Consider the following 24,609-nt stretch of genomic DNA (forward strand, 5'->3'; position numbering starts at 1 on the left):
TTGCAGTTTTATCACGCGTCAAGATTTTCCACGCTCAGCGCATTGGTCTGGATGAAGTCCCGGCGGGGTTCGACCACGTCGCCCATCAGCTTGGTGAAGATGTCATCGGCCTCGGCCACGTCCTCGACCCGGACCTGCAGCATGGTGCGGGCAGTGGGGTCCAGGGTGGTTTCCCAAAGCTGTTCCGGGTTCATCTCACCCAAGCCCTTGTAGCGCTGCAGGCTCAGGCCCTTCTCGCCTTCCGCGAAGATCGCGTCCAGCAGTGACAGGGGCCCGTGGATCGGCTGCAGGCGGTCCCTGCGCACCAGCGTGACGCCGCCGGCATAAACCTCGCGCAGCGCGTCCGTCATGGCGCCCAGCCGCCGGCTTTCGCCCGAGCGCAGCATCGGCCCGTCCAGCAGGCGCGATTCCTCGACCCCCCGCAGCAGGCGCGTCAGGCGGATGCCGCCGTCCTGCGTGGGGCGGGCGGTCCAGCCGCGTTCATATTCCTCGGCGATCCTGTCCAATCGCGCGGCCACTGCCGCCCCGACCGCCGCCGCGTCGGCGTCGATGGCCCCGGGCGCCATTGCCCCGGCGATCGCCGCCTGCTCGGTGATGTGGGGCGGGTAATGCGTCGGATAGCTGCGGATGACGCGTCGTGCGGTCCGGGCCTCGTCCACGACGCGGGCGAGGTCTGCGCCCGTGATCTCCTCGCCGGAACCCAGCCGCAGCGCGGTGCCCTCGATCCCCTGCTGGATCAGATAATCCTCCAGCGCAGCCTGGTCCTTCAGGTAGACCTCGGACCGGCCCCGCGCGACTTTGTAAAGCGGCGGCTGCGCGATGTAGAGGTGCCCGGCCTCGATCAGCTCGGGCATCTGCCGGAAGAAGAAGGTCAGCAGCAGCGTGCGGATATGCGCGCCGTCCACGTCGGCGTCGGTCATGATGACAATCTTGTGGTAGCGCAGCTTGGACAGGTTGAACTCGTCCCGCCCGATGCCGGTGCCCAGCGCCGTGATCAGCGTGCCGATCATGTCGGAACTCAGCATCCGGTCGAAGCGGGCGCGTTCCACGTTCAGGATCTTGCCGCGCAGGGGCAGTACCGCCTGGTTCTGGCGCGAGCGGCCCTGCTTGGCGGACCCGCCGGCCGAGTCACCCTCGACGATGAACAGTTCCGCCAGCGACGGGTCCTTCTCCTGGCAGTCAGCCAGCTTGCCGGGCAGCGAGGCCACGTCCATCGCGGTCTTGCGGCGAGTCAGTTCGCGGGCCTTCCGCGCGGCCTCACGCGCCAAGGCCGCCTCGACGATCTTGCCGACGATCTGCCGGGCCTCGCCCGGATGCTCCTCGAACCATTCGGCGAGCTTCTCGTTCACCATGTTCTCGACCGCGGGCCGGACTTCCGACGAGACCAGCTTGTCCTTGGTCTGGCTGGAGAACTTGGGATCCGGCACCTTGACCGACAGCACGCAGGTCAGCCCCTCGCGCGCGTCGTCGCCGGTGAAATCTACCTTTTCCTTCTTCGCGATGCCGCTGTCTTGCGCGTATTTGCCGATGACCCGCGTCAGCGCGCCCCGGAAGCCCGCCAGGTGCGTGCCGCCGTCCCGTTGGGGGATGTTGTTGGTAAAGGGCAGCACGGTTTCATGGTAGCTGTCGTTCCACCACATCGCGATCTCGACGCCGATGCCGCCGCGCTCGCCGGTGATGAAGATCGGCTCGGGCATGACCGGGGTCTTGGAGCGGTCGAGATATTTCACGAACTCGCGGACGCCGCCCTCGTAGAACAGCTCGGTCCGCAGGGGCTCGGCCGGGCGCTCATCCTCCAGCAGGATGCGGACGCCCGAGTTCAGGAAGGCCAGTTCCCGCAGCCGGTTTTCCAGCGTCTTGAACTGGTAGTCGAGGTTCGAGAAGGTCCCGCCATGGGCGTTTTCCTTGGACGAGGCAAGGAAGCGGACCTCGGTCCCCTTCTCGCCCGGCGCGGCATCGCCCACGACGCGCAGGTGCTCGACCGTGTCGCCGTTCTCGAAGCGGGCGTAATGTTCCTTGCCATTGCGCCAGATGCGCAGTTCCAGCCAGTCCGACAGGGCGTTGACGACCGAAACGCCGACGCCGTGCAGACCGCCCGAGACCTTGTAGCTGTTGCTGTCGAACTTCCCGCCCGCGTGAAGCTGGGTCATGATGACCTCGGCCGCGCTGACGCCCTCGGTCGGGTGCATGTCCACGGGGATGCCGCGCCCGTTGTCGCGGACCGACACGCTGCTGTCGGCGTGGATCTTCACGCGGACATAGTCGGCATGACCGGCAAGCGCCTCGTCGATGCCGTTGTCCACGACTTCATAAACCATGTGATGGAGGCCCGAGCCGTCATCGGTGTCGCCGATATACATGCCCGGCCGCTTGCGGACGGCTTCCAGACCCTTCAGAACCTTGATGGAATCGGCGCCGTATTCGACCGGCTGCGCGGTGGCTGCGCTCATTGCTGACATTATCCTGCGATTGTTGCCCATGATATAGGGCTCGCGCGCGCGAATGTCACGGGAAACACACAAGATTTTGCGGGTTTTCCGGGTCCTTGGCAGGGTCTTGCCAGTGCGTCGTCAGCGTTCCTTGACGTAGGGCTCACCCCCCGCGCGGGGCGGTGTGGCACGCCCGATGAAGCCCGCGAGGATGATGACGGTCAGCAGATAGGGCAGGGCGCTCATCACCATCGAGGGGATGGTGACCGGCCCGAGGTCGAGTTCGGGATAGCGGTTCGCGACCGCCTCCATGAGCCCGAAAAGGAAGGTCGCCCCCAGCGCCCGCCAGGGCCGCCAGTTGGCGAAGATCAGCGCTGCCAGCGCGATATAGCCCCGGCCCGCCGTCATCTCCTTGACGAAGCCCGCGGACAGGCCGGTGGCGAGATAGGCCCCTGCCAGCCCCGTCAGCACGCCGCAGATCGCCACCGCCGCCCAGCGCAGGCGTGGAACGGACACGCCCGCCGTGTCGACCGAGGCCGGGTTTTCCCCCACCGCCCGCAGCCGCAACCCGAAGCGGGTGCGGTAGAGCAGCCACCAGGTTCCCGGCACGACCAGCGCCGCCACATAGACCAGCGCCGTGTGGCCCGACACGACCTCGGCGTAGAAGGGGCCGAGGACGGGGATGGCGCGCGCCGCCTCGGCCCCAGGCAGGGTGATGCTGCCGAAACGCGCCGCGCCTTCCAGCAAGGGCGTGCGGCCGCCCAGCGCGAACCAGCTCTGCCCCAGCAGCACCGTCAGGCCGGAGGCAAGGAAGTTGATCGCCACCCCCGAGATCAGCTGGTTGCCCCGGAAGGTGATCGCCGCCAGCCCGTGGATAAGCGACATCCCCACGGCCGCAAGGACCCCGGCCATCAGCCCCAGCCAGACGCTGCCTGTCACCGCCGCCGTGGCCGCCGCCGAGAAGGCCGCCATCAGCATCTTGCCTTCCAGCCCGATGTCGAAGACGCCCGCGCGTTCCGAATAAAGGCCCGCAAGGCAGGCCAGCAGCAGCGGCGTCATCAGCCGCACCGCGCTGTCGAGAATCTGCAGGATCGTTCCGTAATCCATGTTATATCCGCACAGCGGTGCCTGTTGCCGTAACCAGCAACATGTTGCCCCCACCGGGACTGATCTGCTCATAACCTATTGTTACGGCGACAGCACAATTCCCCCCCAGGCGTGCGACCTCGGTTTTCAAGTCGTTGATTGCTGACTGCCGTGCCTCTGACAGCGCCCGCTGCATGGCTTCGCTTCGTCCGCCGAAGATATCCCGGACTCCGGCAAAGGCGTCTCGAAAGACACTGACGCCTAAGCAACACTCCGTAGCAACAATTCCAAGACGTTCTCTGACCTCTCCAGGCGCCGTATGTTCAGTCGTCAAGAGAACATTTGCGGCCCGAGTGCTGATTTCTGCAGCAGTCTGCTCCGCTTCGATGCGTGTCTTTTCAAGCTCAACCTCGGTTCTGGGCAAGCATGTGAAGCAGATACCCGCCTTGTTGAGGTCCAAAGCATATACATTTTCTCCACACTCGCGGCACTTTTTCTTAAACATCAGCTTCTTCCCAGCAGCCGGCCCAGCGGCATCCTGACCATGTTGTCGAGCGCGCCGGTGAACAGGATCACAAGCGCCTGGATCACCACGATCAGCTCGCGCGGGATCGCCGTCCAGAGTGCGAGTTCCGCGCCCCCTTGGTAGAGGAACCCGAACAGCAGCGCCGCCAGCACGATCCCGACCGGGTGGTTGCGGCCCATCAGCGCGACCGCGATGCCGATGAAGCCCGCGCCCTCGGCACTGTTCAGAAGCAGCCGCCCGGCCTCGCCCATGACGTTGTTGATGGCCATCATCCCGGCCAGGCCGCCCGATATCATCATGGCGACCACGATGATCCGCGTGGGCCGGATGCCCGCGTAACGCGCGGCGCGCTCGGACCGGCCGAAGGCGCGGATCTCGTAGCCGAGCGGCGTGCGCCAGATCAGCAGCCAGACCAGCAGGCAGGCGGCCAGCGCGATCAGGAAGCTGATGTTGGCGGGCGTGTTCCTGCCCCACTCGATCCCCACTGCCGCCGCCATGTCGGTCAGGTGGGGCAGTTGCGTGGTCTCGGGGAAGGGGGCCGAGGCCGGGTCCATGCTGCCAGGTGGGCGCAGGACGTTGACCAGCAGCCAGTTCAGCAGCGCGGCGGCGAGGAAGTTGAACATGATCGTGGTGATGACGATGTGGCTGCCCCGTTTCGCCTGCAGGATCGCGGGGATGAAGGCCCACATCGCCCCGAAAAGCGCCGCCCCGATCATCGCGGCGGGCAGCGCGATCCCCCAATGCGGCCAAGGCAGCGACAGCGCCACCAGCGCGACGCCAAGGCCCCCGAGGCTCGCCTGTCCCTCGGCCCCGATGTTGAACAGCCCCGCATGCGCGGCCACCGCCACCGCAAGCCCGGTGAAGATGAAGTTCGTCGCGTAGTAAAGCGTGTAGCCCCAGCCGTAGGACGACCCGAGCGCCCCGGTGACCATCACCTTCAACGCCTCGACCGGGTTCTGGCCGATGGACAGGATCACCAGCGCCGAAATGGCGAAGGCAAGCGCCAGCGAGATCAGCGGCACCAGCACGAGGTCGGCCCAGCGGGGCAGGCGGGTCATCAGATCAATCCCTTGCTGGGTTCGGAGTGGGACGCCTCAGGCTGGCCCTGCTCGGGCGGGATGCCCGAGGGCGAGGCCCCCGCCATCAGCAGCCCGAGTTCGGCCGCCGAGGTTTCCTGGGGCAGCCTTTCGCCCATGATGCGGCCGTCGAACATGACGGCAATGCGGTCGGACAGCGCCATGATCTCGTCCAGTTCGACCGAGACCAGCAGGATCGCGGCGCCCGCGTCGCGCAGCTCGATCAACTGGCGGTGGATGAACTCGATGGCGCCGATGTCCACGCCGCGGGTGGGCTGGCCCACCAGCAGCAGGATCGGCCGGCTCTCGATTTCCCGCGCGACGACGATCTTCTGCTGGTTGCCGCCGGAAAAGTTCTTGGCCGCAAGCTCGGGATCGCGGGGGCGGACGTCGAAACGCTCCATCTGGGCGGCGGCCCTGCTGCGGATGGCCTCGTTGTCCATCAGCGCGCGCCCCGTGTCGCGGTGGCGGCCGAGGACCGTGTTTTCCCAGGCCGAGAACTCCATCACAAGCCCCTCGGCCTGCCGGTCCTCGGGGATGTTGCCGATGCCCGCGTGACGCCGCGCCCGGGCGTCGGTGCCGGTCAGGGGCAGGGCGCCGCCCGCCAGCCGGGCGGTCCCGGTGACCTGCGCGCCCGTCTCGGGATAGCCGCCGAGGATGTCCAGAAGCTGCGTCTGGCCGTTGCCGCTGACGCCGGCGATGCCCAGGATCTCGCCCGCGCGCACCGTCAGGTCGATGCCGCGCAACCGTTCCACGCCCGCACGGTCCACCATCCGCAACCCGCTGAGTTCAAGGACCGGTGCGCCCGGCGCGGCCTGCGCCTTGTCCACCCGCAGCAGCACTTTGCGCCCGACCATCAGCTCGGCCAGCTGCTCGGGCGAGGTCCGCGCCGTGGGCACGGTCGCCACCATCTCGCCGCGCCGCATGACGCTGGTGTTGTCGGTGATCTCCATGATCTCGCGCAGCTTGTGGGTGATCAGGATCACCGTCTTGCCGCGGTCCCGCAGGCCCTTGAGGATGCGGAACAGGTGATCCGCCTCGGCCGGGGTCAGCACGCCCGTGGGCTCGTCGAGGATCAGGATGTCGGCCTGCCGGTACAGCGCCTTGAGAATTTCGACGCGCTGCTGGTGGCCGACCGACAGGGTTTCCACCACCGCGTCCGGGTCCACCTCCAGCTGGTAGTCCGCCGCGAGCCGCCGCAGTTCCTTGCGCGCCCGCGATACCGAGGGCGCCAGCAGCGCGCCGTCCTCGGCCCCGAGGATGACGTTCTCGACCACCGTGAAGTTCGGCACCAGCTTGAAATGCTGGAACACCATGCCGATGCCCGCCCGGATCGCGGACTGGCTGTCGGTGATCCCGGCGTCGCGCCCGCCGACCAATATCTGCCCCGCGTCCGGCCGGTAGAAGCCGTAAAGGATCGACATCAGCGTGGACTTGCCCGCGCCGTTTTCCCCCACGATGCCGTGGATCGTGCCCGCGGGCACGATCAGGGAAATGTCGCGGTTGGCCTGCACCGGCCCGAAGGCCTTGGAAATCCCGCGCAGCTCGATCGCGGGCGGCGCGGTACCTTGCGTGCCGGACAGGGCCATCTGCCGTCAGTCCGCCGGGCAGCTGTTGTCGGACATGTAGTCGTGGGGCACGATCTCGCCCGCGATGATCCTGGCCTTCGCCTGTTCGACAGCGGCGGTCATCTCGGGGGTGATCAGGGGGGCGTTGTTATCGTCCATCGCCAGACCCACGCCGTCGGCCTTGAGGTCCATCAGCTTGATGCCCGGCTCGACCGCCTCGCCGGCCTTGAATGCCTCGTAGACCGAGTTGTCCACGCGCTTGACCATCGAGGTCAGGACCTTGCCCGGATGCAGGTGGTTCTGGTTCGAGTCGACGCCAATCGACAGGATGCCCTCGTCCGCCGCCGCCTGAAGGACGCCGATGCCGGTGCCGCCCGCCGCGGCATAGATCACGTCCGCCCCTTGCGCCTTCTGTGCGCGGGCCAGTTCGCCCCCCTTCACCGGGTCGTTCCAGGCCGCGGGCGTCGTGCCGGTGAAGTTGGTGATGACCTTGCCGTCGGGCCGCACGGACTTGAAGCCTTCGGCATAGCCGCAGCGGAACTTGTGGATCAGCGGAATGTCCATGCCGCCGATGAAGCCCACGGTGCCGGTCTTGGAGGCCATGCCCGCCAGCACGCCCGCGAGATACGACCCCTCTGGCTCGGCATAGACGTTGGACTGGACGTTCGGCTGATCGACCACCGTGTCGATGATGACGAAGCGGGTCTCGGGATAGTCGGGGGCAACCTTGTTCAGCACCTCGCCAAAGGCGAAGCCCGTGGTCACGATGGGGTTCAGCCCGGATTCGGCCAGCCGCCGCAGGGCCTGCTCGCGCTGGGCCTCGGACTGCATCTCGAGTTCCTTGTAGGTGCCGCCCGTCTCGGCCTTCCAGCGCTCGGCGCCGTTATAGGCGGCCTCGTTGAAGGACTTGTCGAACTTGCCGCCCAGGTCGAAGACCAGCGCGGGCTCGGCCAGGGCTGCGGCGGTGGACAGCGCCAGCGCGGCGAGGCTCGCGGCAAGGCGGAAGGTCAGGGTCATGGCGGCTCTCCCGTTGGGTCTGGGCGGATTACAGGAAAACCCCCGCGCGGCGTCAATCGGAAACGCCGCGACGGGCGCAGCGTTCATTGGGCAGAACGCGGCAACGGCGCCGACTGCCATCCTTGACGACAGACCTCGTGGGGCACCGTGAGCACTCCGGCTGCGGCCCCGTTCCCGGACGCAGGCACGGGACTGCGTCCGGCAGGCCGGCGCGGATTTCCCCGGCCGACCACTGATGCGCGGCGGTGACAGGGGCGATGCCGCCGCCGTGCCGCCGCTTTCCGGGCCCCTAGCTCAACCCTATAGTGTCCCGGCCCGAGGCGCCGACGAACGGCTGCCCGACCAACAGGACCCAGGAACGGCTCACCCGATGAAAAGACTGACTGCCCTTGCCCTTTCCGCGCTGCTGGCCGGCTGCGTGGTGGCTCCTCCGCCGCCCACCGTCGTGGTGGACCCGGTCCCGGTCGTCGTGCCGCCCCCGCCCGTCACCGGAGTCGCGGGCCTGCAATCGCGCGAACCCGATGGCTGCAAGGCGACGACCTACCGCTCGTCGATCGGCCAGCCCGGATCGGTGATCCCGACCCTGGGCATCACCCGGCAGTACCGCGTCGTCGAGTACCGGGGCATCGAGCCGCAGGAATACGACCCGCTGCGGATCGTCTTCCGGCTGGACGCCGCGGGCAACATCCAGGCCGTCGATTGCGGCTGATCGGAAAGGACATCACCATGCGCGCCCTTGCGCTTCTTCCCCTTCTGGCGCTTGCCGCCTGCGTCGAGCCCGCGCCCCCGGCCGAACCCGAGCCCGCCCCCGACCTGTGCAACGCCACGGCGATGCAGGGGCTGGTGGGCCAGCCCGCATCCGTGCTGCGCGACATGATGCTGCGCGCGGGCACGCGGGTCATCAATCCCGGCGACGCGGTCACGATGGACTTTCGCGCCGACCGCATGAACATCGAGATCGGGACCGGCGGGCGGATCGAGAAGGTCGCCTGCTACTGACCTGATGGTCCCCGAAACGGAAAGGGGCGGGCCTGCGGGTCCGCCCCTTTCTTCGTGGCGCTCGTCGCGGCCACTTCCGTGGAAGGCCCCCCTGCGCTATTCCATGCAGGGAATGCGACCCGCCGCGGCAGACGGCCGGCGCGGCAACGGAGGAACTCATGCGACATTTCACCCTCGGCGCGCTTTTCGCGGCTGTCCTGGCGGTGCCTGCAATGGCGGCCGACTATACCATCATCGCGCCCGCGAACCCGGGCGGCGGCTGGGACCAGACCGCGCGCACCATGCAGGACGTGCTGCAGAAGGAAGGCATCTCGAATTCCGTCCAGGTGCAGAACGTCCCCGGCGCGGGCGGCACCATCGGGCTTGCGCAGTTCGCCGAGCAGCACAAGGGCGACCCCAACGCCCTGATCATCGGCGGCTATGTCATGGTCGGCGCCGTGCTGACCAACAACTCGCCCGTCAGCCTGGCCGACGTGACCCCCATCGCGCGCCTGACCGGCGAGTATGAGGCGATCGTGGTGCCCGCCGCCTCGCCCCACCAGACGATGGCCGACTTGGTCGCGGCGCTGAAGGCCGACCCGGGGGCGGTCAGCTGGGCCGGCGGTTCGGCGGGCGGCACCGACCACATCGCCGTGGGCCTGATCGCCCAGGCGGCGGGCGTGGACCCGACGAAGATCAACTACATCGCCTATTCCGGCGGCGGCGAGGCGCTGGCCGCGATCCTGGGCAACCAGGTGACGGCGGGCGTGTCCTCGCTGGGCGAGTTCCAGAGCCAGATCGAGGCGGGCACCATGCGCCTGCTGGCCGTCAGCGCGCCCGAGCGGATCGAGGGTGTGGACGCGCCCACGCTGAAGGAAGCGGGTCTCGACGTCGAGCTGCAGAACTGGCGCATGGTCGCCGCGGCCCCCGGCATCACGGACGAGCAGAAGGCCGCCATCACCGCCGACATCGAGAAGATGGCGAAATCGGCCGGCTGGCAGGAGCAGCTGGCCACCAAGGGCTGGTCGGACACCTGGCTGGCCGGGGCGGAGTTCGAGGCGCAACTGGCCGCCGACACCGCCGCGACCGAGCAGGTGCTGAAGTCCATCGGTCTGGTGAAGTAAGATGACCGACCGCCCGCCGCCCCACACCGATCCGGCCCCCGATCCTGCCGAGCGCCCGCCCGAGCCGCATGTCGTCCATCCGTCGCTATTCGCGGTGGCGGCGGGGCTTGCGGTCATCGGCGCGGTCATGCTGTGGGACGCGGGCCGGCTGAGCGGGGCGGCGGGCTATTCCAACGTCGGTCCGGCGATGTTTCCCCGCATCATCGGGGGCGTGCTGATCGGGCTGGCCGTCTGGACCGCGGTCTCGACAGTGCGCCGCGACTTTCCCGACCCGCACCCTTCGGCCCACGGGCCGATCCTGTGGGTGCTGGCCGGGCTGACCGCGCAGCTTCTGCTGCTGAAGGTCGCGGGCTTTTCCATCGCCACGGGCCTTCTGTTCGCGCTGACTGCGCGCGGCTTCGGCAAGCGCAACCTTGCCGTCACGATTCCGGTGGGAATCGCCATGGCCTTCGTCATCTGGGCCGTTTTCTCGCAGGTGCTGATGCTGAACCTTCCGGCTGGCCCCCTTGAACGGCTGTTCTTCGGAGCCGCGCCATGAGCTCGTTCGACTTTCTCCTGCAGGGGCTCGCGGCCGCCGCGCAGCCGATGCTGCTGCTTTACGCCTTCATCGGCGTGCTGCTGGGTACGATGGTGGGCGTCCTGCCGGGCATCGGGCCCGCGCTGACGGTCGCGCTGCTGCTGCCCGTCACCTACGGTCTGGACCCGGCGGGCTCGCTGATCATGTTCGCGGGGATCTATTACGGCGGGATGTATGGCGGCTCGACCACGTCGATCCTGCTGAACACGCCGGGCGAAAGCGCCTCGATCATCACGGCGCTGGAAGGCAACAAGATGGCCCGGAACGGGCGCGGGGGCCCGGCGCTGGCCACCGCCGCCATCGGGTCGTTCATCGCGGGGCTGGTCGCCACCCTGCTGCTGGCCTTCCTGGCCCCCTACATCGTCCGCATGGCGCTGGTCTTCGGCCCGCGCGAATATTTCGCGCTGATGGTGCTGGCCTTTGTCACCGTGTCCTCGGCCTTCGGCGATTCGACGCTGCGCGGCCTGACTTCGCTGTTCCTGGGTCTTGCCCTGGGCTGCATCGGCATCGACCAGCTGACGGGTCAGGCGCGTCTGTCCTTCGGCTTCCCGGACCTTCTGGACGGGGTGGACGTGACCACGCTGGCGGTCGGCATGTTCGCCGTGGGCGAGGCGCTGTTCGTCGCGGGCCAGCACGCGCTTGACCGCGACCAGGTGCTGCCCGTGAAGGGCTCGATCTGGATGAGCCGCCGCGACTGGGCGCGCTCGTGGAAGCCTTGGCTGCGCGGCACCGCCATCGGCTTTCCCATCGGCGCCATGCCCGCAGGCGGGGCCGAGATCGGAACCTTCCTGTCCTATTCCGCCGAGAAGCGGCTGACGAAGCACCCCGAGGAATTCGGCAATGGTGCGATCGAGGGCGTGGCCGGCCCCGAGGCCGCCAACAACGCCTCGGCCGCCGGAACGCTGGTGCCGCTGCTGACACTGGGCCTGCCCACCACGGCCACGGCCGCCATCATGCTGGCGGGATTCCAGCAGTTCGGCCTGCAGCCGGGGCCCTTGCTGTTCGCCACCAACCCAACCCTGGTCTGGAGCCTGATCGCCTCGCTGCTGATCGCCAACCTGATGCTGGTCGTGCTGAACCTGCCGCTGATCGGGCTGTGGGTGAAGCTGCTGACCATCCCTAAGCCCTGGCTATACGCGGGCATCCTGATGTTCGCGACGCTCGGCACCATCGGCACCAATCCGTCCAGCTTCGAACTGGGAATGCTGATGGGCTTCGGCCTGATCGGCTACCTGATGCGGATGTTCCACTATCCCGTGGCGCCCATCGTCGTGGGCCTGATCCTGGGACCGATGGCCGAACAGCAGCTGCGCCGGGCCCTGTCCATCAGCCAGGGCGACTGGAGCGTGCTGGTCCAGTCCCCCGTCGCCGCCGTCCTGCTGACGCTGGCCGCCCTGGGGCTGATCGTGCCGCTGGTCCTGCGCGCCGTGGGCAAGGGCCAGATCCTGCAGGCGGTGGCAGCGGACGAGGACTGAGGCAACCCCTTGCCGCCAAAAACGCGATTTGCCCGTTGAACGGACGGGGGCGGGGTGCCACCTTGAAGGCATGACGGTCCAGCCCCTGATCCCGCCCAGCCCCGCGCCCGAGGTCGTGTCCTTCGACCGGCAGGAACTGGGGGTGATCCTGTCCCTTTACGGCCGCATGGTCGCGGCCGGCGAGTGGCGCGACTACGGCATGTCCTTTCTGCGCGACATGGCGGTCTTTTCCGTCTTTCGCCGCGCGGCGGAAAACCCGCTGTACCGCATCGAGAAGCGGCCGAAGCTGCGGAATGCCCAAGGCATGTATGCCGTGGTCGGCATGGACGGGCAGATCCTGCGGCGCGGCCATGACCTGCCCACCATCCTGCGCGTCCTGGAACGCAAGCTGATCCGTCCCGTCTGACCTCGCCGGGGAACCACCCGCCGTTCCCGCGGTTTGGGGCAGACAAGGCGGCTTGCCCCCGAACGGATGGAGATTGCGCGATGAAATGGACCCATGTGCAGGCGAACTGGCCCGCCTTCTACGAGGCCATCATTGAGAAATGGGAGGACGCCGACGAATCGACTCTGGACGAGATCGACGGCGACCAGCGCGCCTTTGTCCGCTACATCGCCGAGATCACCGAACAGGACGTCGAGGAAGCCCGCGACGAGATCAAGCAGTGGCTTGCCGGCGAGATCCCCTCGGACATCGTGATGGACCCGCTGCACGACAACCACTCGATCCGCCTGTCGGGCAAATACGTGGCCGAGGGCGAGGATGAATATGCCGACGACGCCCGCTTCGGGGATGACGACGATTACCCGGACGACGGCGACGACGAGGGCCGCTGAGCCGAGCCCTGCTCCTCCGCCCGCTCGGACCACCACAGGTCGGGCAGGAAGCCGGGCCAGTCGCCATAGGCCGTCGGCCGCGCCGGATAGCGCAGCCAGGCCGCATGGGCGATCCGGCTGACCGGCGAATAGCTGACCGGGATCACATAGCGCCCGGTCGTCAGCAGCCGGTCCAGCGCGCGTATGGCAGCGACGTGCCCGGCCTCGGTTTCAGCATTCACCGCCTTGGCGATCATGGCGTCCACCGCGTCGGATCGGACTCCCATCCAGTTGCGCGAGCCCTGCTGGTCGGCGCTGGCCGATCCCCAGTAAAGCGCCTGCTCGTTGCCCGGCGACAGGGACAGCCCGCGTTCGTACCAGGTCATGTCGAAGGCGAAGCGGTTGGTGCGTTCGACATATTGCGCGCTGTCCAGCACCGTCACGCGCGGCTGGATGCCCAAGGGCCGCAGCGCCTCGACATAGATGTCCACGATCTGCTGGACCTCGGACCCCGCCCGCATCGCGCTGCCTGACTGGTTCAGGACGATCTCGGGCGCGAAGGGGATGCCGTCCGCGTTCTTCAGCACGCCCTCCCGCACGGTCCAGCCCGCCTCGGCCAGCAGGCGTACCGCCTCGCGCAGCGACGCGCGGTCGAGCATCCGGTCCGAGCCCTCGGGCAGGGCATAGCCCTCGAAGGTGCCGGGCGGAACCTGGGCTGCGAAGGGCGCCAGCAGCGCGGCCTCGGCCGGATCGGGCGGGCCGGGGCGCATGGCCAGCTCCGAGTTGGCGAAATAGCTGGAGATCCGGGGATCGATGCCGCCGGTCAGGGTCTGGTTGATGAAGCGGTGATTGAAGGCCAGGATCATCGCCTGCCGCACGCGCCAGTCCGAAAACAGGGGCGAGCGGGTGTTCATCGCCAGTCCCATGATGCCGGACGGCCGGCGGTGCGGGATCTCGGACTTGACGACCCGGCCGCTGGTGAGGGCGGGGAAGTTGTATTCCGTGGCCCACTTGACCGCGCTGAGTTCGCGCCAGACATCGACCGCGCCCGCCTTGAAGGCCTGGAACATGGCGTTGCTGTCGGCGAAGTAGTCGTAGCGGATCTCGTCGAAGTTATACATCCCGCGCGTCAGGGGCAGGTCGCGGCCCCAGTAGTCGGGGTTGCGGCGGAAGCTGATGGACCGGCCCGGATCGACGCGGTCCACGACGTAAGCACCCGAGCCGACCGGCACCTCCAGCGACGAGGCGGCGAAGTCCTTGCCTTCCCATTGCGCCTTCTTCAGCACCGGTCGCAGGCCCATCAGCAGCGGCAGCTCGCGGTCGGGCTCCGAGAACTCGATCCGCAGCGAGCGTTCTCCGGTCTGCGTGATGCCCGACACCTTGCCCCAGGCGCCCGCATAGCGGGGATGACCCTCGGTCCCCAGCGTCTGGAAGGACCAGATCACGTCCTCGACCGTCACCGGCGAGCCGTCGGAAAACCGCGCCTCGGGCCGCAGCGTGAAGGCCACCCAGTTGCGCTGCTGATTCGTTTCCACGGTCTCGCACAAAAGACAATACAACGTGAAGGGCTCGTCCAGCGAACGCAGCATCAGCGGCTCGGCCACATGGACGCCTACGGACCACGCGGGATTGCCTTTCAGCACCCAGGGCTTGAGGGAATCGAAACTGCCCGGCTCGGCAAAGCGAATCGTCCCGCCCTTGGGTGCCCGGGGGTTGGCATAGGGCAGGGGAACAGCTTCCTCAGCAAGAACGGGTTTTCCAAACATTGCAAGGGCATGGGACGCCTCGGCGCGGCTTGGCAGCGGCATGGCTGCAACACATGCCAGTCCCAGAACGGCGGCCTTCAGCAGGCGGATGACTGCGAAATCATCAGGAAATCGAAGGTTTCGCATGGGTGCCTGTCCTGCTTTGCGCGGCTTGGGTGCCGGTTCTGCGGCCGAGATTAACCTTCTGGTCAGTTCGAGGCAAACTCGGCCCTTGGCGTGGCAGGGCGTTGGGCGTATATCGAAATCACTGCTCGATAGGTTTCTTGCCTGTATGAAACCTGCCTCATGACTTGGCGCCCGCTTCGTGCGGGCGTCTTTTTTTGTCCCTGAGGGACCCGAGGCACCTGCGGGAAGGGACTGGCGGACACGGTTTGCCCGGCGCTAAGCTCGGCAGCGAACTGGCAGGGGGACAGCAGGACATGGCGGACAGAGTGCTGGCGGGCAAGGCGGCGGTCGTCACCGGATCGAACAGCGGCATCGGCCTGGGCGTGGCCGAGGCGCTGGCCGCGGCGGGGGCCGACGTGGTCATCAACAGCTTCACCGACGCGCCCGAGGATCACGCGCTGGCCGAGCGGCTGTCGCGGGACCACGGCGTCACCGTCCGCTACATCCAAGGGGACATGAGCAAGGCCGAGGACTGCCGCGCACTGGTCGAGAAGGCCGGCCGCTGCGACATCCTGGTGAACAACGCGGGCATCCAGCACGTCGCCCCGATCCCCGAGTTCCCGGCCGAGAAATGGGACGCGATCATCGCGATCAACCTGTCCAGCGCCTTCCACACCACGGCCGTGGCGCTGCCGATGATGCGCAAGGCGGGATGGGGCCGGGTGGTCAACATCGCCTCGGCCCATGGCCTGACGGCCTCGCCCTACAAGTCGGCCTATGTGGCGGCCAAGCACGGCGTCGTCGGGCTGACCAAGGTCACGGCGCTGGAAACCGCGACCGAGTCCATCACCTGCAACGCCATCTGCCCGGGCTATGTCCTGACCCCCATCGTGGAAAAGCAGATTCCCGACCAGATGAAGACCCATGGCATGGGCCGCGAGGAGGTTATCGCCAAGGTGATGCTGGCCCGCCAGCCCTCGGGCGAATTCGCCACGGTCGAGCAGATCGGCGGCACCACGGTCTTCCTGTGTTCGGATGCGGCGGCCCAGATCACCGGCACGACCATCTCGGTCGACGGGGGCTGGACGGCGCTTTAAGCGCGCGGCCCCTCGTCCGCCACCACTTCGGCCAGCAGGAAACGGCGGAAGGCCTGGATGGCGGGCCGGTGCCGGCGCGCGGGCGGATAGACGAGCCAGTAGGCCTTGCCGTCCGACGCGGTGATCGGGAAGGGCTGGACCAGCGCGCCTGTCGCCAATTCAAAGCGGAAGAAGCGCGGCGTCAGCAGCGCAACGCCCTCGCCCGCCATGGCGGCGCGGGCCTCGTGGATCTGCGTGCCCAGCGTCAGCGCGGGCCGGGCCGGGTCGTCGCAGGACAGCACGCCCCCTGCCGCCGCCAGCCAGATCTGCCAGCCCGGCTGGTCCCGGTCGATCCAGGGCAGCGGCACGATCTGCGCGGGGTCCGTCAGGGGGCCGCGCCGCCGGATCAGCTCGGGCGACAGCATGGGCGTGAAGTTCACGGGAAACAGTTGGTGCGCCGTCAGCCCCGGCCAGTTGCCGTTGCCCATGCGGATCGCGACATCGAGGTCCTCGCGCGCGAAATCGACCAGGTGGTCCGAGGTTTCCAGCCGCACCGCGAGGCCGGGGTTCTCGGCCTGAAACCGCCCCAGCCGCTGTGACAGCCAGTTGCCTGCCAGCGTCGCCAAGGTCGAGATCGCCAGCCGCTCGCGTTCGCGCGCGGGCGCGAAGGCCGCGCGCAGCAGGTCGAAGGCCTCGTGAGTCGGCCCCGTCACGCGGGCGCCGAAGCTGGTCAGTTCGATGCCGCCGGGCTTTCGCAGGAACAGGGGACTGCCCAGCCGGTCGTCGAGCAGACGGATATGATGGCTGACGCCGGCCTGGGTCATGCCCAGCTCGCGGGCGGCGGCGGTGAAGGACATGTGCCGCGCGACCGAGTCGAAGACCCTCAGGGCTGCCAAGGGGGGAAGGTGATCCATCAGCCGCGCTTATGCCCCCATGACGAACCATGATTGGCAATGCGCCCCCGAGGCTAGCATCTTGCGGGAAGGCAGGAAAGCAAAGCCTCGGGAATCTGCGACATGGCGATCATGATGGAACACGGCGTGGCGCCGGCCACGCGGGGATGGCGACTGCGCAAATTGTGGGTCCGGCAGTGGCAGGCCCGGCGGGACCGCGCCACCGACGGATGGCAGGTGCGCCGCCGCTGGGTAGCCTGGCGCCGGGAGCGGCTGGACCGCCAGGAACTGGCGCGGGCGTCCACCCTGCCGGAATACCTGCGCAAGGACATGGGGCTTCCGCTGGGTATGCCCGTCCCCGAAGTCACCAACGGCGGCCGGACCTTCTTCGTCCGCGGCTGCCCGGACAGTACGCTGAGCGGCTGGCACTGGTAGCCCCCTCAGCCCAGCGTCGCCGGGCTGCCCGTCAGCATCAGCGGCCGCGCGCCCAGCCGCGCGGCCTCGGCCGGGTCATGAGTGACAAGGATCAGCCCCGCCCGGCTGTCGTCCAGAAGATGGGCGGTCAGGTCCAGCATCCGGCCCGCCGTGGCGGCGTCCAGCGAGGCGAAGGGCTCGTCCATCAGCAGGATCTGCGGCCGCGCGGCAAAGGCACGGGCGAGCCCCAGCCGCCGCTGCTGGCCCAGCGACAGCTGGCGCGGATAGGCGTCCTCGCGCCCCGCCAAGCCCACCTCGGCCATCAGCCGCCGAGCGGTCTCGCGGTCCGCGCCCGTGGGCAGGGTCACGTTCAGCAGCGCCGTCCGCCAGGGCAGCAGCGTGGGTTCCTGGAAGACCATCGCCAGTCGCTCGGGCACCTGCAGCACCCCTTCGAAGTCCTGGTCCAGACCCGCGACGATCCGGGCCAGCGTGGTCTTGCCGATGCCCGAGGGGCCGAGCAGGGCGACCCGCTCGCCCGCCGCCACCTCCAGCACCAGCGCGCCCAGCACGGGGCGGGTCCCGAAGGACTTGGACCGCAGGTCAAGGCGCATCCTGTCTCCAGCGGTTGGCGCGGGCCTGCCAGGGACGCAGCAGCCCGAGGTCGATCAGCATCATGATCGCCACGAAGGCCAGAGCCCAGGCCAGCACGCGGGCCACGTCGAAGCTTGAAAACAGCAGGTGGATCTTGAAACCCACGCCGTCGGATCGGCCCAGGAACTCGACCACCAGCACGATCTTCCAGATCAGCGCGATGCCGGACCGCGCGGCGGCGGCGATGGCCGGGGCCAGTTGCGGCAGGATCACGTGGCGCAGCCGCGCGAGGGGTCCCATGCGGAAGACACGCGCCATGTCGTCCAGCGCGGGCGAAAGCGCGCGCGCCGCCTCGCGCAGGATCACGGCGACGGTCGGGATCTTGTTCAGCGCCACGGCTAGGATCGCGGCGGTTTCGTTCAGCCCGATCCAGATATAGCAAAGGACGATCACCACCAGCGCCGGGATGTTCAGCAGGATCACCAGCAGGGGATTCAGCCAGCGGTCCGCAGCCGCCGCGCGGCCCATCCACAGCCCCAGCGCGCCCCCGACCAGCATGGCGGCGACAAAGGCGATGGCGACGCGCATCAGCGTCATGCCCGCGTGAAACCACAACTCGCCCGTGGCCGCGATCTCGGCCAGCCGCTGCAGGACCAGCAGGGGCGAGGGCAGGCGCCGCGGGTCGTCGCTGACGGCCGCGACCGCCGCCCACAGCACGATCAGCGCGGCGATCGAGACGATGCCGGGAAATGGCCCGCCCCGCGCCGGGCGGGGCCCCTGGTTTGCCGGGGCCTTACTCACCGGTCCAGAACAGCCCCGCCGGCAGTTCCGTCAGCCCGCCGGTCAACTCGTCCCCGCCGAGTTCCGCCATGACCGAGAACATCCGCTGCGCCGCCGCCGGGTCCACGTCCTGCGTCCGGGGGATGCCCGCGCGCCAGCCCTCGCGCAGCGCGGCGAACTCGGCATCGTCAGCGGCGTTCATGATCGGGCGCAGCTTGTCCCATTGGGCGTCGTCGGTGGCGAGGATCTGCTTGGCCTCCCACGAGGCGGCGGCGAGACCCTTCGCCAGCGCAGGATTCTGGGCGATCCAGCCTTCGCGCAGGACATAGCCCAGCAACGGGGTCTCGGGATCGAGCCCGAGGTCACGGGCGGCGCTGCCCACGTCGATGATCTCGCGCGCGCCCGCGGCCTCCATCTTGGCTTGGAAGTGCCAGAAATTGATCGCGGCATCGACCTCGCCCGTGTCGAGCGCGTTCATGATGATGGGCGGCGCCCCGAAGACCTGCTCGGTCGTGGTGGCGATGTCCTCGCCCCCGTCCCGGCGCGACCAGGCGCGCAGGATCAGCCAGCTCTTGTCCACCGGGCCGCCGGCGATGCCGATCTTCTTGCCACTCAGGTCGGCCAGAGACTGCACAGGGCTGTCGCCGCGCACCATCATGCCCCCGACCGAGGTCGAATAGGGCAGGAACACGAAGTCCGCTCCGGCGGCCCGCTGCTGGGCGACCCACAGCAGGTCCGAAACGATCGTGTCCACCTCGCCCCCCTGCATGGCGACCTGCGTGGCGGGGTTCCCGGCCAGGGGCAGCATCTTCAGCGTGAAGCCATGGGCGGCGTCGAGGCCCCGTTCGCGGATCGTTTCCAGTTCCCATGTGACGGTGCCGTTTTCCAGCGTGCCGACCGTGATCTCGGGCAGGGTCTGGGCCGTGGCGGGCGCGGCCAGCGCCAGCGCAAGGGCGGCGGTGACGGCGATGCGGTGAAGAAACGACATGGGCGGGACTCGCTGATCGGGGACGGCGGAACGGCCGCAGGCTGGCACGGGCCTGCCCGCCGATCAATCGCCGGATGGACGGTCTTGCGCCCGAGACATACGACCTTAGACTAAGGTCGGGTCTGTCGGCAGCGACTGGCCCCGTGGGGGAGGAAGACCATGACCATGACCAGCCAGAATGCCGCGCCCGAACCGGGCTCCGGCAGCGGACCCGTGTCCGCACAGCCCCGCCTGTCCGCCGACCGCGTCAAGGATATCCTGATCGTCGATGACCACCCGCTGATGTGCGACGCGCTGGCGCTGACGCTGAAGATCAGCTTTGGCCGCAAGACCGTCCGCACCGCCCGCAGCCTGGCCGCCGCCGTGGAACAGATCCGCACCCATGGCGCGCCCGACGCGGTGATCCTGGACCTGAACCTGCCCGACGCACGGGGGGCCGAAGGCATCGTCACCCTGCGCCGGCAGCTGCCGGACGTGCCGATCACCATGATCTCGGCCGATCTGGAAAACGCCATGATCTCGGCCGCGATGGCGGCGGGCGCGCAGGGCTATATCGCCAAATCGCTGGGCCGCGAGGCGCTGGTCGACAGCCTGCGCCGCATGTGGGAAGGCGAACGCGTCACCCCCGAAGGCTACGAGCCCGAGGCGAATGGCTCCGACGATGACGCGCGGGCCGAACTCGCCCGCCGCTTCGCCACCCTGACGCCCCAGCAGATGAAGATCCTGCGGCTGATCTGCCAGGGCAAGGCCAACAAGGAAATCAGCTACGAGCTGTCGATCGCCGAGGCGACGGTCAAGACGCACATCACCGCGATCATGTCCAAGATCAACGCCCGCCGCCGCACCCAGGCCGTGCTGCTGGCCAACAGCGCGCGGCTGTTCGAGCCGGGCTGAGCGATGGAGGGGGCCGGGCTTTCTCCGGTAACGCTGGGCGTCGAGGCGGCGGACCCGCAGGCGGCGGCCACGCTTGCGCGCGGGCTTGAGGGCTGCGACCCGGCGCTGGTGCTGCTGTTCGGCTCGCCCCGGACGGCGCTGGACCCGCTGGCGCGGCAACTGGCCGACGCCCTGCCCGAGGCCTGCATCGCCGGCTGCTCCTCTGCCGGAGAGATCGGGCCGCAGGGCTATCAGCGCGGCACCGTGGTCGCCATCGGCTTCCCCCGCCAGGCCTTCCGCGCTCGGGCCGTGGCCCTGCGCGACCAGCAGGCGATCCCCGTCTCGGCCTGGCTGTCCGAACTGCGCCAGTTGCGCGACGCCTTTCCCCCGAACCCCGGCTGGTCGCGCTTCGGCGTGCTGCTGGCCGACGGCACCGCCTGCCACGAGGACGTGGTGGTCGCGGCCATCGACGCGGCCCTGCCGGGCCTTCCCGTCGTGGGCGGCTCGGCCGGCGACGGGCTGGCCTTCGAGGAAAGCTGCCAGATCCTCGGTGGCGCCGTGGTGCCGGGGGCTGCGGTCTTCGTGCTGGTGGAAACGGCGCTGGAAGTGGCCGAGGTCAGCTTTGCCCATTTCACCCCCACCGCCCGCCGCGCCGTCGTCACCCGCGCCGACCCCGGCCGCCGCGAGATCCAGGAACTGAACGCCGAGCCTGCCGCGCAGGAATACGCCCGCCTCGCCGGGCTTGACCCCGACCGGCTGGAGCGTGCCGATTTCGCCCGCCATCCCCTGCTGCTCAAGACCGGGCGGCGCCACCATGTTCGCGCGATCCGCGGCCTGGGCGAGGATGGCGGCCTGCGGCTTCTGTCGGCCATCGAACCGGGCACCGTGCTGACGCTGGGGCAGGCGGGCGACGTGACCGAAGGCTTCGCCGCCGCGCTGGACGCCCTGCCGCGCCCGCCCCTGATGGTGCTGGGCTTCGACTGCATCCTGCGCCGCTTGGCCGTCGAGCAGGCGGGCATGACCGACGTGATGACCGACCTCTTCGGCCGCTACCGCGTCTGCGGCTTCAACACCTATGGCGAGCAGATCAGCGGCATGCACGTCAACCAGACCTTCGTGGGCCTGGCGCTGATGGAGCCGGCGGGTCCGTGATGCTTCCCGACACCGAAGATGCCGACCGCCGCGCGGCCAAGCTCGAGCGCATCGCCCAGGTGCTGATCGACCGCGTGGACCGGCTCGAGGAAACGCGGGGGTCCGCCTGGTCCATGTTCCAGGCCGCCGTCGCGCTGGAACAGGAGGCCTTGGCCCGCACCCGCGACCTGGAACGGGCGCTGGCCGATCTGTCGGAAAAGAACCGCGACCTCGCCGTGGCCCGCGCGGCGGCGGAAGAAGCGAACCGCTCGAAGACCCGCTTCCTGCGTGCGGCCAGCCACGACCTGCTGCAGCCGCTGGCCGCCGCCCGGCTGTTCCTGTCGGCGCTGACCGACACGGACCTCGACCCCCTGCAGCGCGAACTGACGGGGCGGCTCGCGGGCGCCTTCGAATCCGTCGAGGAACTGATGCACGCGGTGCTCGACATCAGCCGGCTCGACAGCCAGCGGATCGAGTTCCACCGCAAGCCCGTCGAACTGGACGCGCTGTTCCGCCGCCTGGCGGTCGAATATGCGCCGATGGCCGAGGCGAGCGGGCTGCGGCTCAGCTTCGTTCCCACGGCGGCGGTGGTGGACAGCGACCCCACCTTCCTGCGCCGCATCGCGCAGAACCTCGTGTCGAACGCGATCAAGTATACCGAGACGGGCGGCGTGGTCGTCGGCGTGCGCCGCCGCGCGGGCCTTGTCTGGCTCGAGGTGCGCGACAGTGGCGTTGGAATCTCCGAGGCCGACCGCGCCCGCATCTTCGACGAGTTCCAGCGCGCCGTGCGCGAGGGCGGGCCGCAGGGCATGGGCCTCGGCCTGTCCATCGTCCGCCGCGCCTGCGTCAAGCTGGGCCACCCGGTCGAGGTCGACAGCCAGCCCGGCCGGGGCACCGTCTTCCGCGTGGGCCTGCCGCCGGTCCAGCCGGGTACCGCCCTGGACGACCCGGCCGGCGACGCGCCGCGGGGCCTGCGCGCGCGGGTGGCGCTGATCGTGGAAAACGACGCGGCCATGCGGCGGGGCTACGAGCTGATGCTCGCCGGCCGCTTCGGCATGATCGCCCGCGCCACCGGCGGTACCGCCGAGGCGCTGGCCGCGACGGGGCAGGACGATCCCCCCGACGTGATCCTGGCCGACTACAACCTGGACAACGGCGACACCGGGATCGCCGCCATCCAGGCGCTGCGCGCGGCGGCGGGCCAACCCATCCCGGCCGTGATGGTGACCGCCCAGCGCGACCCCCGCATCGCCCGCGACTGCGCCGCCATCGGCGCGGCGCTGGTGGAAAAGCCGGTCTCGCCCGAGGAACTGGGCGCGGTGCTGTCCCGCGCCCTGTCGCGCTGACGCAGCCGTGAGCGTGCGGGGGGCTTGGCAAGCGAACCGCGCCGCGACATCGTGTCGCCCGAGGGAGGACTGACGATGCGACAGCGGAAAGGCCTGCGCGGCCGTCTGGCCGCGGCGATGCTGGTGGGCTGCCTGGCCGGGACGCCCGCGATGCTGGCGGCGAACGAGGCGAGCGATCTCATCTTTGCGGACCGGGGACCCTGGAACCTGGCGGACCGGACGCTGACCTGGTCGCTGGTTCACAAGGGCCCGGCCTCGCCGGCCTTCGTGGCGGTCGAGAACGGGCAGATCACGATGACCGAGGTGACGGACCCCTCGGACGGCAAGCCCGTGCTGCAACTGGAACAGAAGGCCACGGGGCGCAACCTCAAGATCGGACGCTTCCCCGTTTCGGGCGGCGACCCCAGCGTGGTGTTCTTCCTGGAAAGCACCACCCGTGACATGGCGACCCTGACGGGCGGCAATCCCGACTATATCCGCAACCGGATCAAGGACGCGGTGTTCCGGGGCGGCGTGGTCGCGCGCGACGGCGGCGTCACCACCGTGGTCGCCCGACCCTTCGAGGCGGACCCGAACCGCGCCCGCATGGGAGGCTTCGAGACGCTGCAGCTGCGCTTCGTCCTGGGCGAGGACCCCAAGGCCCCGATCCGCGAGATGGTCGCCGAAACCGCCGGTCCAGTGGCGGCTGCCCTCCCGCGCGAGATGGCGGGGCAGGTCATCGCGCCCGCGCCCTATCGCCACGCCATGGTGCTGCAGTGAAACGCGCGCTGGTCCTGCTCGGGCTGCTGGGGGCGCCCGCGGCCGCGCAGCAGGTCAACGACTATCCGACCGAGGCGCGGGTGGAATACGCGGTCGCCTGCATGGCCACGAACGGCGAAACGGCGGATGGCCTGCAGCGCTGTTCCTGTGCCATCGACGCCATCGCGGCCGTGCTGCCTTACGAGGATTACGTCAGCGCCGAGACGGTGCTGCGGATGCGGCAGACGACCGGCGACCGCTCGGGCATGTTCAAGGGGGGCGGATTGATGGAGGCGATGGTGGCCGACCTGCGCCGCGCCGAGGCCGAAGCCGAGATCCTCTGCTTCTGACCGGCCGCCCTTGACCTCGGCCGCCCGGAAGGGTTCGGTCTGCCCGGACACTCAACCGAGGGCGAACATGGATCTGGGCATCAGGGGCAAGAAGGGGCTGGTCTGCGCGGCCTCCAAGGGACTGGGGCGCGGCTGCGCCGAGGCGCTGGCCGCCGAGGGCGTGGACCTCGTCATCAACGCGCGCGGAGCCGAGGCGCTTGAACGCACCGCACGCGAGCTTTCCGACCGCTACGGCGTCACCGTCACGCCGGTCGCGGCCGACATCACCACCGAGGAAGGCCGCGCGAAGGTGCTCGATGCGCTGGGCGGGCAGGCCGACATTCTCGTGACGAACGCCGGAGGCCCGCCGCCCGGCCTCTGGACAGACTGGAGCCGCGAGGACTTCATCCGCGCCATCGACGGCAACATGCTGTCGGCCATCGCGCTGATGCAGGCGCTGGTGCCCGGCATGATGGACCGTGGCTGGGGCCGGGTCATCAACATCACCTCGGCCGCCGTCCGCGCACCCATCCCGCAGCTCGGCCTGTCGAACACCGCGCGCAACGGCCTGACCGGCTTTGTCGCCAGCATGTCGCGGCAGGTCGCCGAAAAGGGCGTCTGCGTGAACAACCTGCTGCCCGGCATCCATGACACCGACCGCGCCACCTCGCTGGACCAAGGCGTGTCGAAGGCCCAGGGCATCAGCCCTGACGAGGCGCGCGCCCGGCGCGAAGCCACCATTCCGACCCGCAACTATGGCCGGGCCGACGACTTCGGCGCCGCCTGCGCCTTCCTCTGCTCGCAGCAGGCGCGCTTCATCGTGGGCCAGAATCTGGTCCTGGACGGCGGCGCGCTGAACGTCACCGTGTGACGCGGGAACAGCAGGGTCACGCCTCGTGGCGCGGCC

Annotated in this window: 26 protein-coding genes; 15 read left to right on the forward strand and 11 right to left on the reverse strand. The window is 69.0% G+C overall.

What is annotated here, in order from left to right; translation table 11 throughout:
- Nucleotides 1-11 precede the first annotated feature (11 nt).
- The 6 genes from gyrB to ACFFII_RS14195 form a co-directional block, all read right to left on the reverse strand.
- Nucleotides 12-2,450 carry a DNA topoisomerase (ATP-hydrolyzing) subunit B gene (gene gyrB / locus ACFFII_RS14170; protein WP_377699520.1) on the reverse strand — a complete coding sequence of 813 codons (2,439 nt, stop codon included), beginning with the start codon at nucleotides 2,448-2,450 and terminating at the stop codon, nucleotides 12-14.
- 120 nt (nucleotides 2,451-2,570) lie between these two features.
- Complete coding sequence (locus ACFFII_RS14175; RefSeq protein ID WP_377699521.1) at nucleotides 2,571-3,536, reverse strand: ABC transporter permease; 966 nt, start codon at nucleotides 3,534-3,536, stop codon at nucleotides 2,571-2,573.
- 1 nt (nucleotide 3,537) lies between these two features.
- Nucleotides 3,538-4,020, reverse strand: a complete 483-nt coding sequence (locus tag ACFFII_RS14180; protein ID WP_377699522.1) for a YbjQ family protein — start codon at nucleotides 4,018-4,020, stop codon at nucleotides 3,538-3,540.
- Nucleotides 4,020-5,099 carry an ABC transporter permease gene (locus ACFFII_RS14185; RefSeq protein ID WP_377699523.1) on the reverse strand — a complete coding sequence of 360 codons (1,080 nt, stop codon included), beginning with the start codon at nucleotides 5,097-5,099 and terminating at the stop codon, nucleotides 4,020-4,022. Before ACFFII_RS14185 ends, ACFFII_RS14180 begins: the two co-directional genes overlap by 1 nt.
- Complete coding sequence (locus ACFFII_RS14190) at nucleotides 5,099-6,706, reverse strand: ABC transporter ATP-binding protein (protein WP_377699524.1); 1,608 nt, start codon at nucleotides 6,704-6,706, stop codon at nucleotides 5,099-5,101. The genes ACFFII_RS14185 and ACFFII_RS14190 overlap by 1 nt, the downstream gene beginning before the upstream one ends.
- 6 nt (nucleotides 6,707-6,712) lie before the next feature.
- On the reverse strand, nucleotides 6,713-7,702 hold the full coding sequence (locus ACFFII_RS14195) for a BMP family lipoprotein (protein WP_377699525.1): 990 nt from the start codon (nucleotides 7,700-7,702) through the stop codon (nucleotides 6,713-6,715).
- A 370-nt stretch (nucleotides 7,703-8,072) separates the two neighbouring features.
- Between ACFFII_RS14195 and ACFFII_RS14200 the strand changes: the two genes are divergently transcribed.
- The 7 genes from ACFFII_RS14200 (at nucleotide 8,073) to ACFFII_RS14230 (ending at nucleotide 12,693) form a co-directional block, all read left to right on the forward strand.
- Complete coding sequence (locus tag ACFFII_RS14200) at nucleotides 8,073-8,411, forward strand: hypothetical protein (RefSeq protein ID WP_245688689.1); 339 nt, start codon at nucleotides 8,073-8,075, stop codon at nucleotides 8,409-8,411.
- Nucleotides 8,412-8,428: 17 nt separating this feature from the next.
- On the forward strand, nucleotides 8,429-8,701 hold the full coding sequence (locus tag ACFFII_RS14205) for an I78 family peptidase inhibitor (protein WP_090753761.1): 273 nt from the start codon (nucleotides 8,429-8,431) through the stop codon (nucleotides 8,699-8,701).
- A gap of 158 nt (nucleotides 8,702-8,859) precedes the next feature.
- Nucleotides 8,860-9,804, forward strand: coding sequence for a Bug family tripartite tricarboxylate transporter substrate binding protein (locus tag ACFFII_RS14210; protein ID WP_377699526.1), 945 nt, complete (start codon nucleotides 8,860-8,862; stop codon nucleotides 9,802-9,804).
- 1 nt (nucleotide 9,805) lies between these two features.
- Nucleotides 9,806-10,342 carry a tripartite tricarboxylate transporter TctB family protein gene (locus ACFFII_RS14215; RefSeq protein ID WP_377699527.1) on the forward strand — a complete coding sequence of 179 codons (537 nt, stop codon included), beginning with the start codon at nucleotides 9,806-9,808 and terminating at the stop codon, nucleotides 10,340-10,342.
- Complete coding sequence (locus ACFFII_RS14220; protein WP_377699528.1) at nucleotides 10,339-11,856, forward strand: tripartite tricarboxylate transporter permease; 1,518 nt, start codon at nucleotides 10,339-10,341, stop codon at nucleotides 11,854-11,856. The genes ACFFII_RS14215 and ACFFII_RS14220 overlap by 4 nt, the downstream gene beginning before the upstream one ends.
- Before the next feature lie 70 nt (nucleotides 11,857-11,926).
- Nucleotides 11,927-12,262 carry a DUF2794 domain-containing protein gene (locus ACFFII_RS14225; protein WP_377699529.1) on the forward strand — a complete coding sequence of 112 codons (336 nt, stop codon included), beginning with the start codon at nucleotides 11,927-11,929 and terminating at the stop codon, nucleotides 12,260-12,262.
- A gap of 80 nt (nucleotides 12,263-12,342) precedes the next feature.
- Nucleotides 12,343-12,693 carry a hypothetical protein gene (locus ACFFII_RS14230; protein ID WP_377699530.1) on the forward strand — a complete coding sequence of 117 codons (351 nt, stop codon included), beginning with the start codon at nucleotides 12,343-12,345 and terminating at the stop codon, nucleotides 12,691-12,693.
- Here ACFFII_RS14230 and ACFFII_RS14235 read toward each other — a convergent pair.
- Complete coding sequence (locus tag ACFFII_RS14235; protein WP_377699531.1) at nucleotides 12,660-14,564, reverse strand: extracellular solute-binding protein; 1,905 nt, start codon at nucleotides 14,562-14,564, stop codon at nucleotides 12,660-12,662. The two genes, ACFFII_RS14230 and ACFFII_RS14235, sit on opposite strands and share 34 nt — an antisense overlap.
- 293 nt (nucleotides 14,565-14,857) lie before the next feature.
- Between ACFFII_RS14235 and ACFFII_RS14240 the strand changes: the two genes are divergently transcribed.
- Nucleotides 14,858-15,640, forward strand: coding sequence for a 3-hydroxybutyrate dehydrogenase (locus ACFFII_RS14240; protein ID WP_377699532.1), 783 nt, complete (start codon nucleotides 14,858-14,860; stop codon nucleotides 15,638-15,640).
- Here ACFFII_RS14240 and ACFFII_RS14245 read toward each other — a convergent pair.
- Nucleotides 15,637-16,533 (reverse strand): LysR substrate-binding domain-containing protein, encoded by an 897-nt coding sequence (locus tag ACFFII_RS14245; protein ID WP_377699533.1) that lies wholly within the window; start codon nucleotides 16,531-16,533, stop codon nucleotides 15,637-15,639. The two genes, ACFFII_RS14240 and ACFFII_RS14245, sit on opposite strands and share 4 nt — an antisense overlap.
- A 102-nt stretch (nucleotides 16,534-16,635) precedes the next feature.
- Here ACFFII_RS14245 and ACFFII_RS14250 point away from each other — a divergent pair, with 102 nt between their 5' ends.
- Nucleotides 16,636-16,947 carry a hypothetical protein gene (locus ACFFII_RS14250; protein WP_377699534.1) on the forward strand — a complete coding sequence of 104 codons (312 nt, stop codon included), beginning with the start codon at nucleotides 16,636-16,638 and terminating at the stop codon, nucleotides 16,945-16,947.
- Between the two features lie 5 nt (nucleotides 16,948-16,952).
- Here the strand turns inward: ACFFII_RS14250 and ACFFII_RS14255 are convergent, their stop codons facing one another.
- The 3 genes from ACFFII_RS14255 to ACFFII_RS14265 are packed head-to-tail and all read right to left on the reverse strand — an operon-like array spanning nucleotide 16,953 to nucleotide 19,285.
- The gene (locus ACFFII_RS14255) at nucleotides 16,953-17,537 is read right to left on the reverse strand and encodes an ABC transporter ATP-binding protein (RefSeq protein ID WP_377699535.1); all 585 of its coding nucleotides are present in this window, start codon (nucleotides 17,535-17,537) and stop codon (nucleotides 16,953-16,955) included.
- Complete coding sequence (locus tag ACFFII_RS14260) at nucleotides 17,527-18,318, reverse strand: ABC transporter permease (RefSeq protein WP_377699536.1); 792 nt, start codon at nucleotides 18,316-18,318, stop codon at nucleotides 17,527-17,529. The genes ACFFII_RS14255 and ACFFII_RS14260 overlap by 11 nt, the downstream gene beginning before the upstream one ends.
- Nucleotides 18,311-19,285: an ABC transporter substrate-binding protein gene (locus ACFFII_RS14265; RefSeq protein ID WP_377699537.1), complete on the reverse strand. Its 975-nt coding sequence runs from the start codon at nucleotides 19,283-19,285 to the stop codon at nucleotides 18,311-18,313. The genes ACFFII_RS14260 and ACFFII_RS14265 overlap by 8 nt, the downstream gene beginning before the upstream one ends.
- Nucleotides 19,286-19,444: 159 nt before the next feature.
- Here ACFFII_RS14265 and ACFFII_RS14270 point away from each other — a divergent pair, with 159 nt between their 5' ends.
- The 6 genes from ACFFII_RS14270 to ACFFII_RS14295 all read left to right on the forward strand — a co-directional run bounded on the left by ACFFII_RS14270 (nucleotide 19,445) and on the right by ACFFII_RS14295 (nucleotide 24,573).
- Nucleotides 19,445-20,179 (forward strand): response regulator transcription factor, encoded by a 735-nt coding sequence (locus ACFFII_RS14270; protein WP_377699538.1) that lies wholly within the window; start codon nucleotides 19,445-19,447, stop codon nucleotides 20,177-20,179.
- A gap of 3 nt (nucleotides 20,180-20,182) precedes the next feature.
- Nucleotides 20,183-21,310: an FIST N-terminal domain-containing protein gene (locus ACFFII_RS14275; RefSeq protein WP_377699539.1), complete on the forward strand. Its 1,128-nt coding sequence runs from the start codon at nucleotides 20,183-20,185 to the stop codon at nucleotides 21,308-21,310.
- The gene (locus tag ACFFII_RS14280; RefSeq protein WP_377699540.1) at nucleotides 21,310-22,635 is read left to right on the forward strand and encodes an ATP-binding response regulator; all 1,326 of its coding nucleotides are present in this window, start codon (nucleotides 21,310-21,312) and stop codon (nucleotides 22,633-22,635) included. Before ACFFII_RS14275 ends, ACFFII_RS14280 begins: the two co-directional genes overlap by 1 nt.
- A gap of 75 nt (nucleotides 22,636-22,710) precedes the next feature.
- Nucleotides 22,711-23,394, forward strand: coding sequence for a hypothetical protein (locus tag ACFFII_RS14285; protein WP_377699541.1), 684 nt, complete (start codon nucleotides 22,711-22,713; stop codon nucleotides 23,392-23,394).
- The gene (locus tag ACFFII_RS14290) at nucleotides 23,391-23,723 is read left to right on the forward strand and encodes a hypothetical protein (RefSeq protein WP_377699542.1); all 333 of its coding nucleotides are present in this window, start codon (nucleotides 23,391-23,393) and stop codon (nucleotides 23,721-23,723) included. The genes ACFFII_RS14285 and ACFFII_RS14290 overlap by 4 nt, the downstream gene beginning before the upstream one ends.
- 67 nt (nucleotides 23,724-23,790) lie before the next feature.
- Complete coding sequence (locus tag ACFFII_RS14295; RefSeq protein ID WP_377699543.1) at nucleotides 23,791-24,573, forward strand: SDR family oxidoreductase; 783 nt, start codon at nucleotides 23,791-23,793, stop codon at nucleotides 24,571-24,573.
- Nucleotides 24,574-24,609 lie beyond the last annotated feature (36 nt).

This window comes from Paracoccus niistensis, from assembly GCF_042432925.1.
In the GTDB taxonomy this organism is placed as follows: Bacteria; Pseudomonadota; Alphaproteobacteria; order Rhodobacterales; family Rhodobacteraceae; genus Paracoccus; species Paracoccus niistensis.

Bases quoted from the DNA above. Each gene is read 5' to 3' on its own strand.
- ACFFII_RS14220 (WP_377699528.1), top strand. From the start codon at position 10,339: ATGAGCTCGTTCGACTTTCTCCTGCAGGGGCTCGCGGCCGCCGCGCAG.
- ACFFII_RS14180 (WP_377699522.1), bottom strand. From the start codon at position 4,020: ATGTTTAAGAAAAAGTGCCGCGAGTGTGGAGAAAATGTATATGCTTTG.
- ACFFII_RS14275 (WP_377699539.1), top strand. From the start codon at position 20,183: ATGGAGGGGGCCGGGCTTTCTCCGGTAACGCTGGGCGTCGAGGCGGCG.
- ACFFII_RS14205 (WP_090753761.1), top strand. From the start codon at position 8,429: ATGCGCGCCCTTGCGCTTCTTCCCCTTCTGGCGCTTGCCGCCTGCGTC.
- ACFFII_RS14255 (WP_377699535.1), bottom strand. From the start codon at position 17,537: ATGCGCCTTGACCTGCGGTCCAAGTCCTTCGGGACCCGCCCCGTGCTG.
- ACFFII_RS14230 (WP_377699530.1), top strand. From the start codon at position 12,343: ATGAAATGGACCCATGTGCAGGCGAACTGGCCCGCCTTCTACGAGGCC.
- ACFFII_RS14250 (WP_377699534.1), top strand. From the start codon at position 16,636: ATGGCGATCATGATGGAACACGGCGTGGCGCCGGCCACGCGGGGATGG.
- ACFFII_RS14285 (WP_377699541.1), top strand. From the start codon at position 22,711: ATGCGACAGCGGAAAGGCCTGCGCGGCCGTCTGGCCGCGGCGATGCTG.
- ACFFII_RS14240 (WP_377699532.1), top strand. From the start codon at position 14,858: ATGGCGGACAGAGTGCTGGCGGGCAAGGCGGCGGTCGTCACCGGATCG.
- ACFFII_RS14270 (WP_377699538.1), top strand. From the start codon at position 19,445: ATGACCATGACCAGCCAGAATGCCGCGCCCGAACCGGGCTCCGGCAGC.
- ACFFII_RS14280 (WP_377699540.1), top strand. From the start codon at position 21,310: ATGCTTCCCGACACCGAAGATGCCGACCGCCGCGCGGCCAAGCTCGAG.
- ACFFII_RS14210 (WP_377699526.1), top strand. From the start codon at position 8,860: ATGCGACATTTCACCCTCGGCGCGCTTTTCGCGGCTGTCCTGGCGGTG.
- ACFFII_RS14295 (WP_377699543.1), top strand. From the start codon at position 23,791: ATGGATCTGGGCATCAGGGGCAAGAAGGGGCTGGTCTGCGCGGCCTCC.
- ACFFII_RS14185 (WP_377699523.1), bottom strand. From the start codon at position 5,099: ATGACCCGCCTGCCCCGCTGGGCCGACCTCGTGCTGGTGCCGCTGATC.
- ACFFII_RS14245 (WP_377699533.1), bottom strand. From the start codon at position 16,533: ATGGATCACCTTCCCCCCTTGGCAGCCCTGAGGGTCTTCGACTCGGTC.
- ACFFII_RS14215 (WP_377699527.1), top strand. From the start codon at position 9,806: ATGACCGACCGCCCGCCGCCCCACACCGATCCGGCCCCCGATCCTGCC.
- ACFFII_RS14190 (WP_377699524.1), bottom strand. From the start codon at position 6,706: ATGGCCCTGTCCGGCACGCAAGGTACCGCGCCGCCCGCGATCGAGCTG.
- ACFFII_RS14175 (WP_377699521.1), bottom strand. From the start codon at position 3,536: ATGGATTACGGAACGATCCTGCAGATTCTCGACAGCGCGGTGCGGCTG.
- gyrB (WP_377699520.1), bottom strand. From the start codon at position 2,450: ATGAGCGCAGCCACCGCGCAGCCGGTCGAATACGGCGCCGATTCCATC.
- ACFFII_RS14265 (WP_377699537.1), bottom strand. From the start codon at position 19,285: ATGTCGTTTCTTCACCGCATCGCCGTCACCGCCGCCCTTGCGCTGGCG.
- ACFFII_RS14235 (WP_377699531.1), bottom strand. From the start codon at position 14,564: ATGCGAAACCTTCGATTTCCTGATGATTTCGCAGTCATCCGCCTGCTG.
- ACFFII_RS14200 (WP_245688689.1), top strand. From the start codon at position 8,073: ATGAAAAGACTGACTGCCCTTGCCCTTTCCGCGCTGCTGGCCGGCTGC.
- ACFFII_RS14225 (WP_377699529.1), top strand. From the start codon at position 11,927: ATGACGGTCCAGCCCCTGATCCCGCCCAGCCCCGCGCCCGAGGTCGTG.
- ACFFII_RS14195 (WP_377699525.1), bottom strand. From the start codon at position 7,702: ATGACCCTGACCTTCCGCCTTGCCGCGAGCCTCGCCGCGCTGGCGCTG.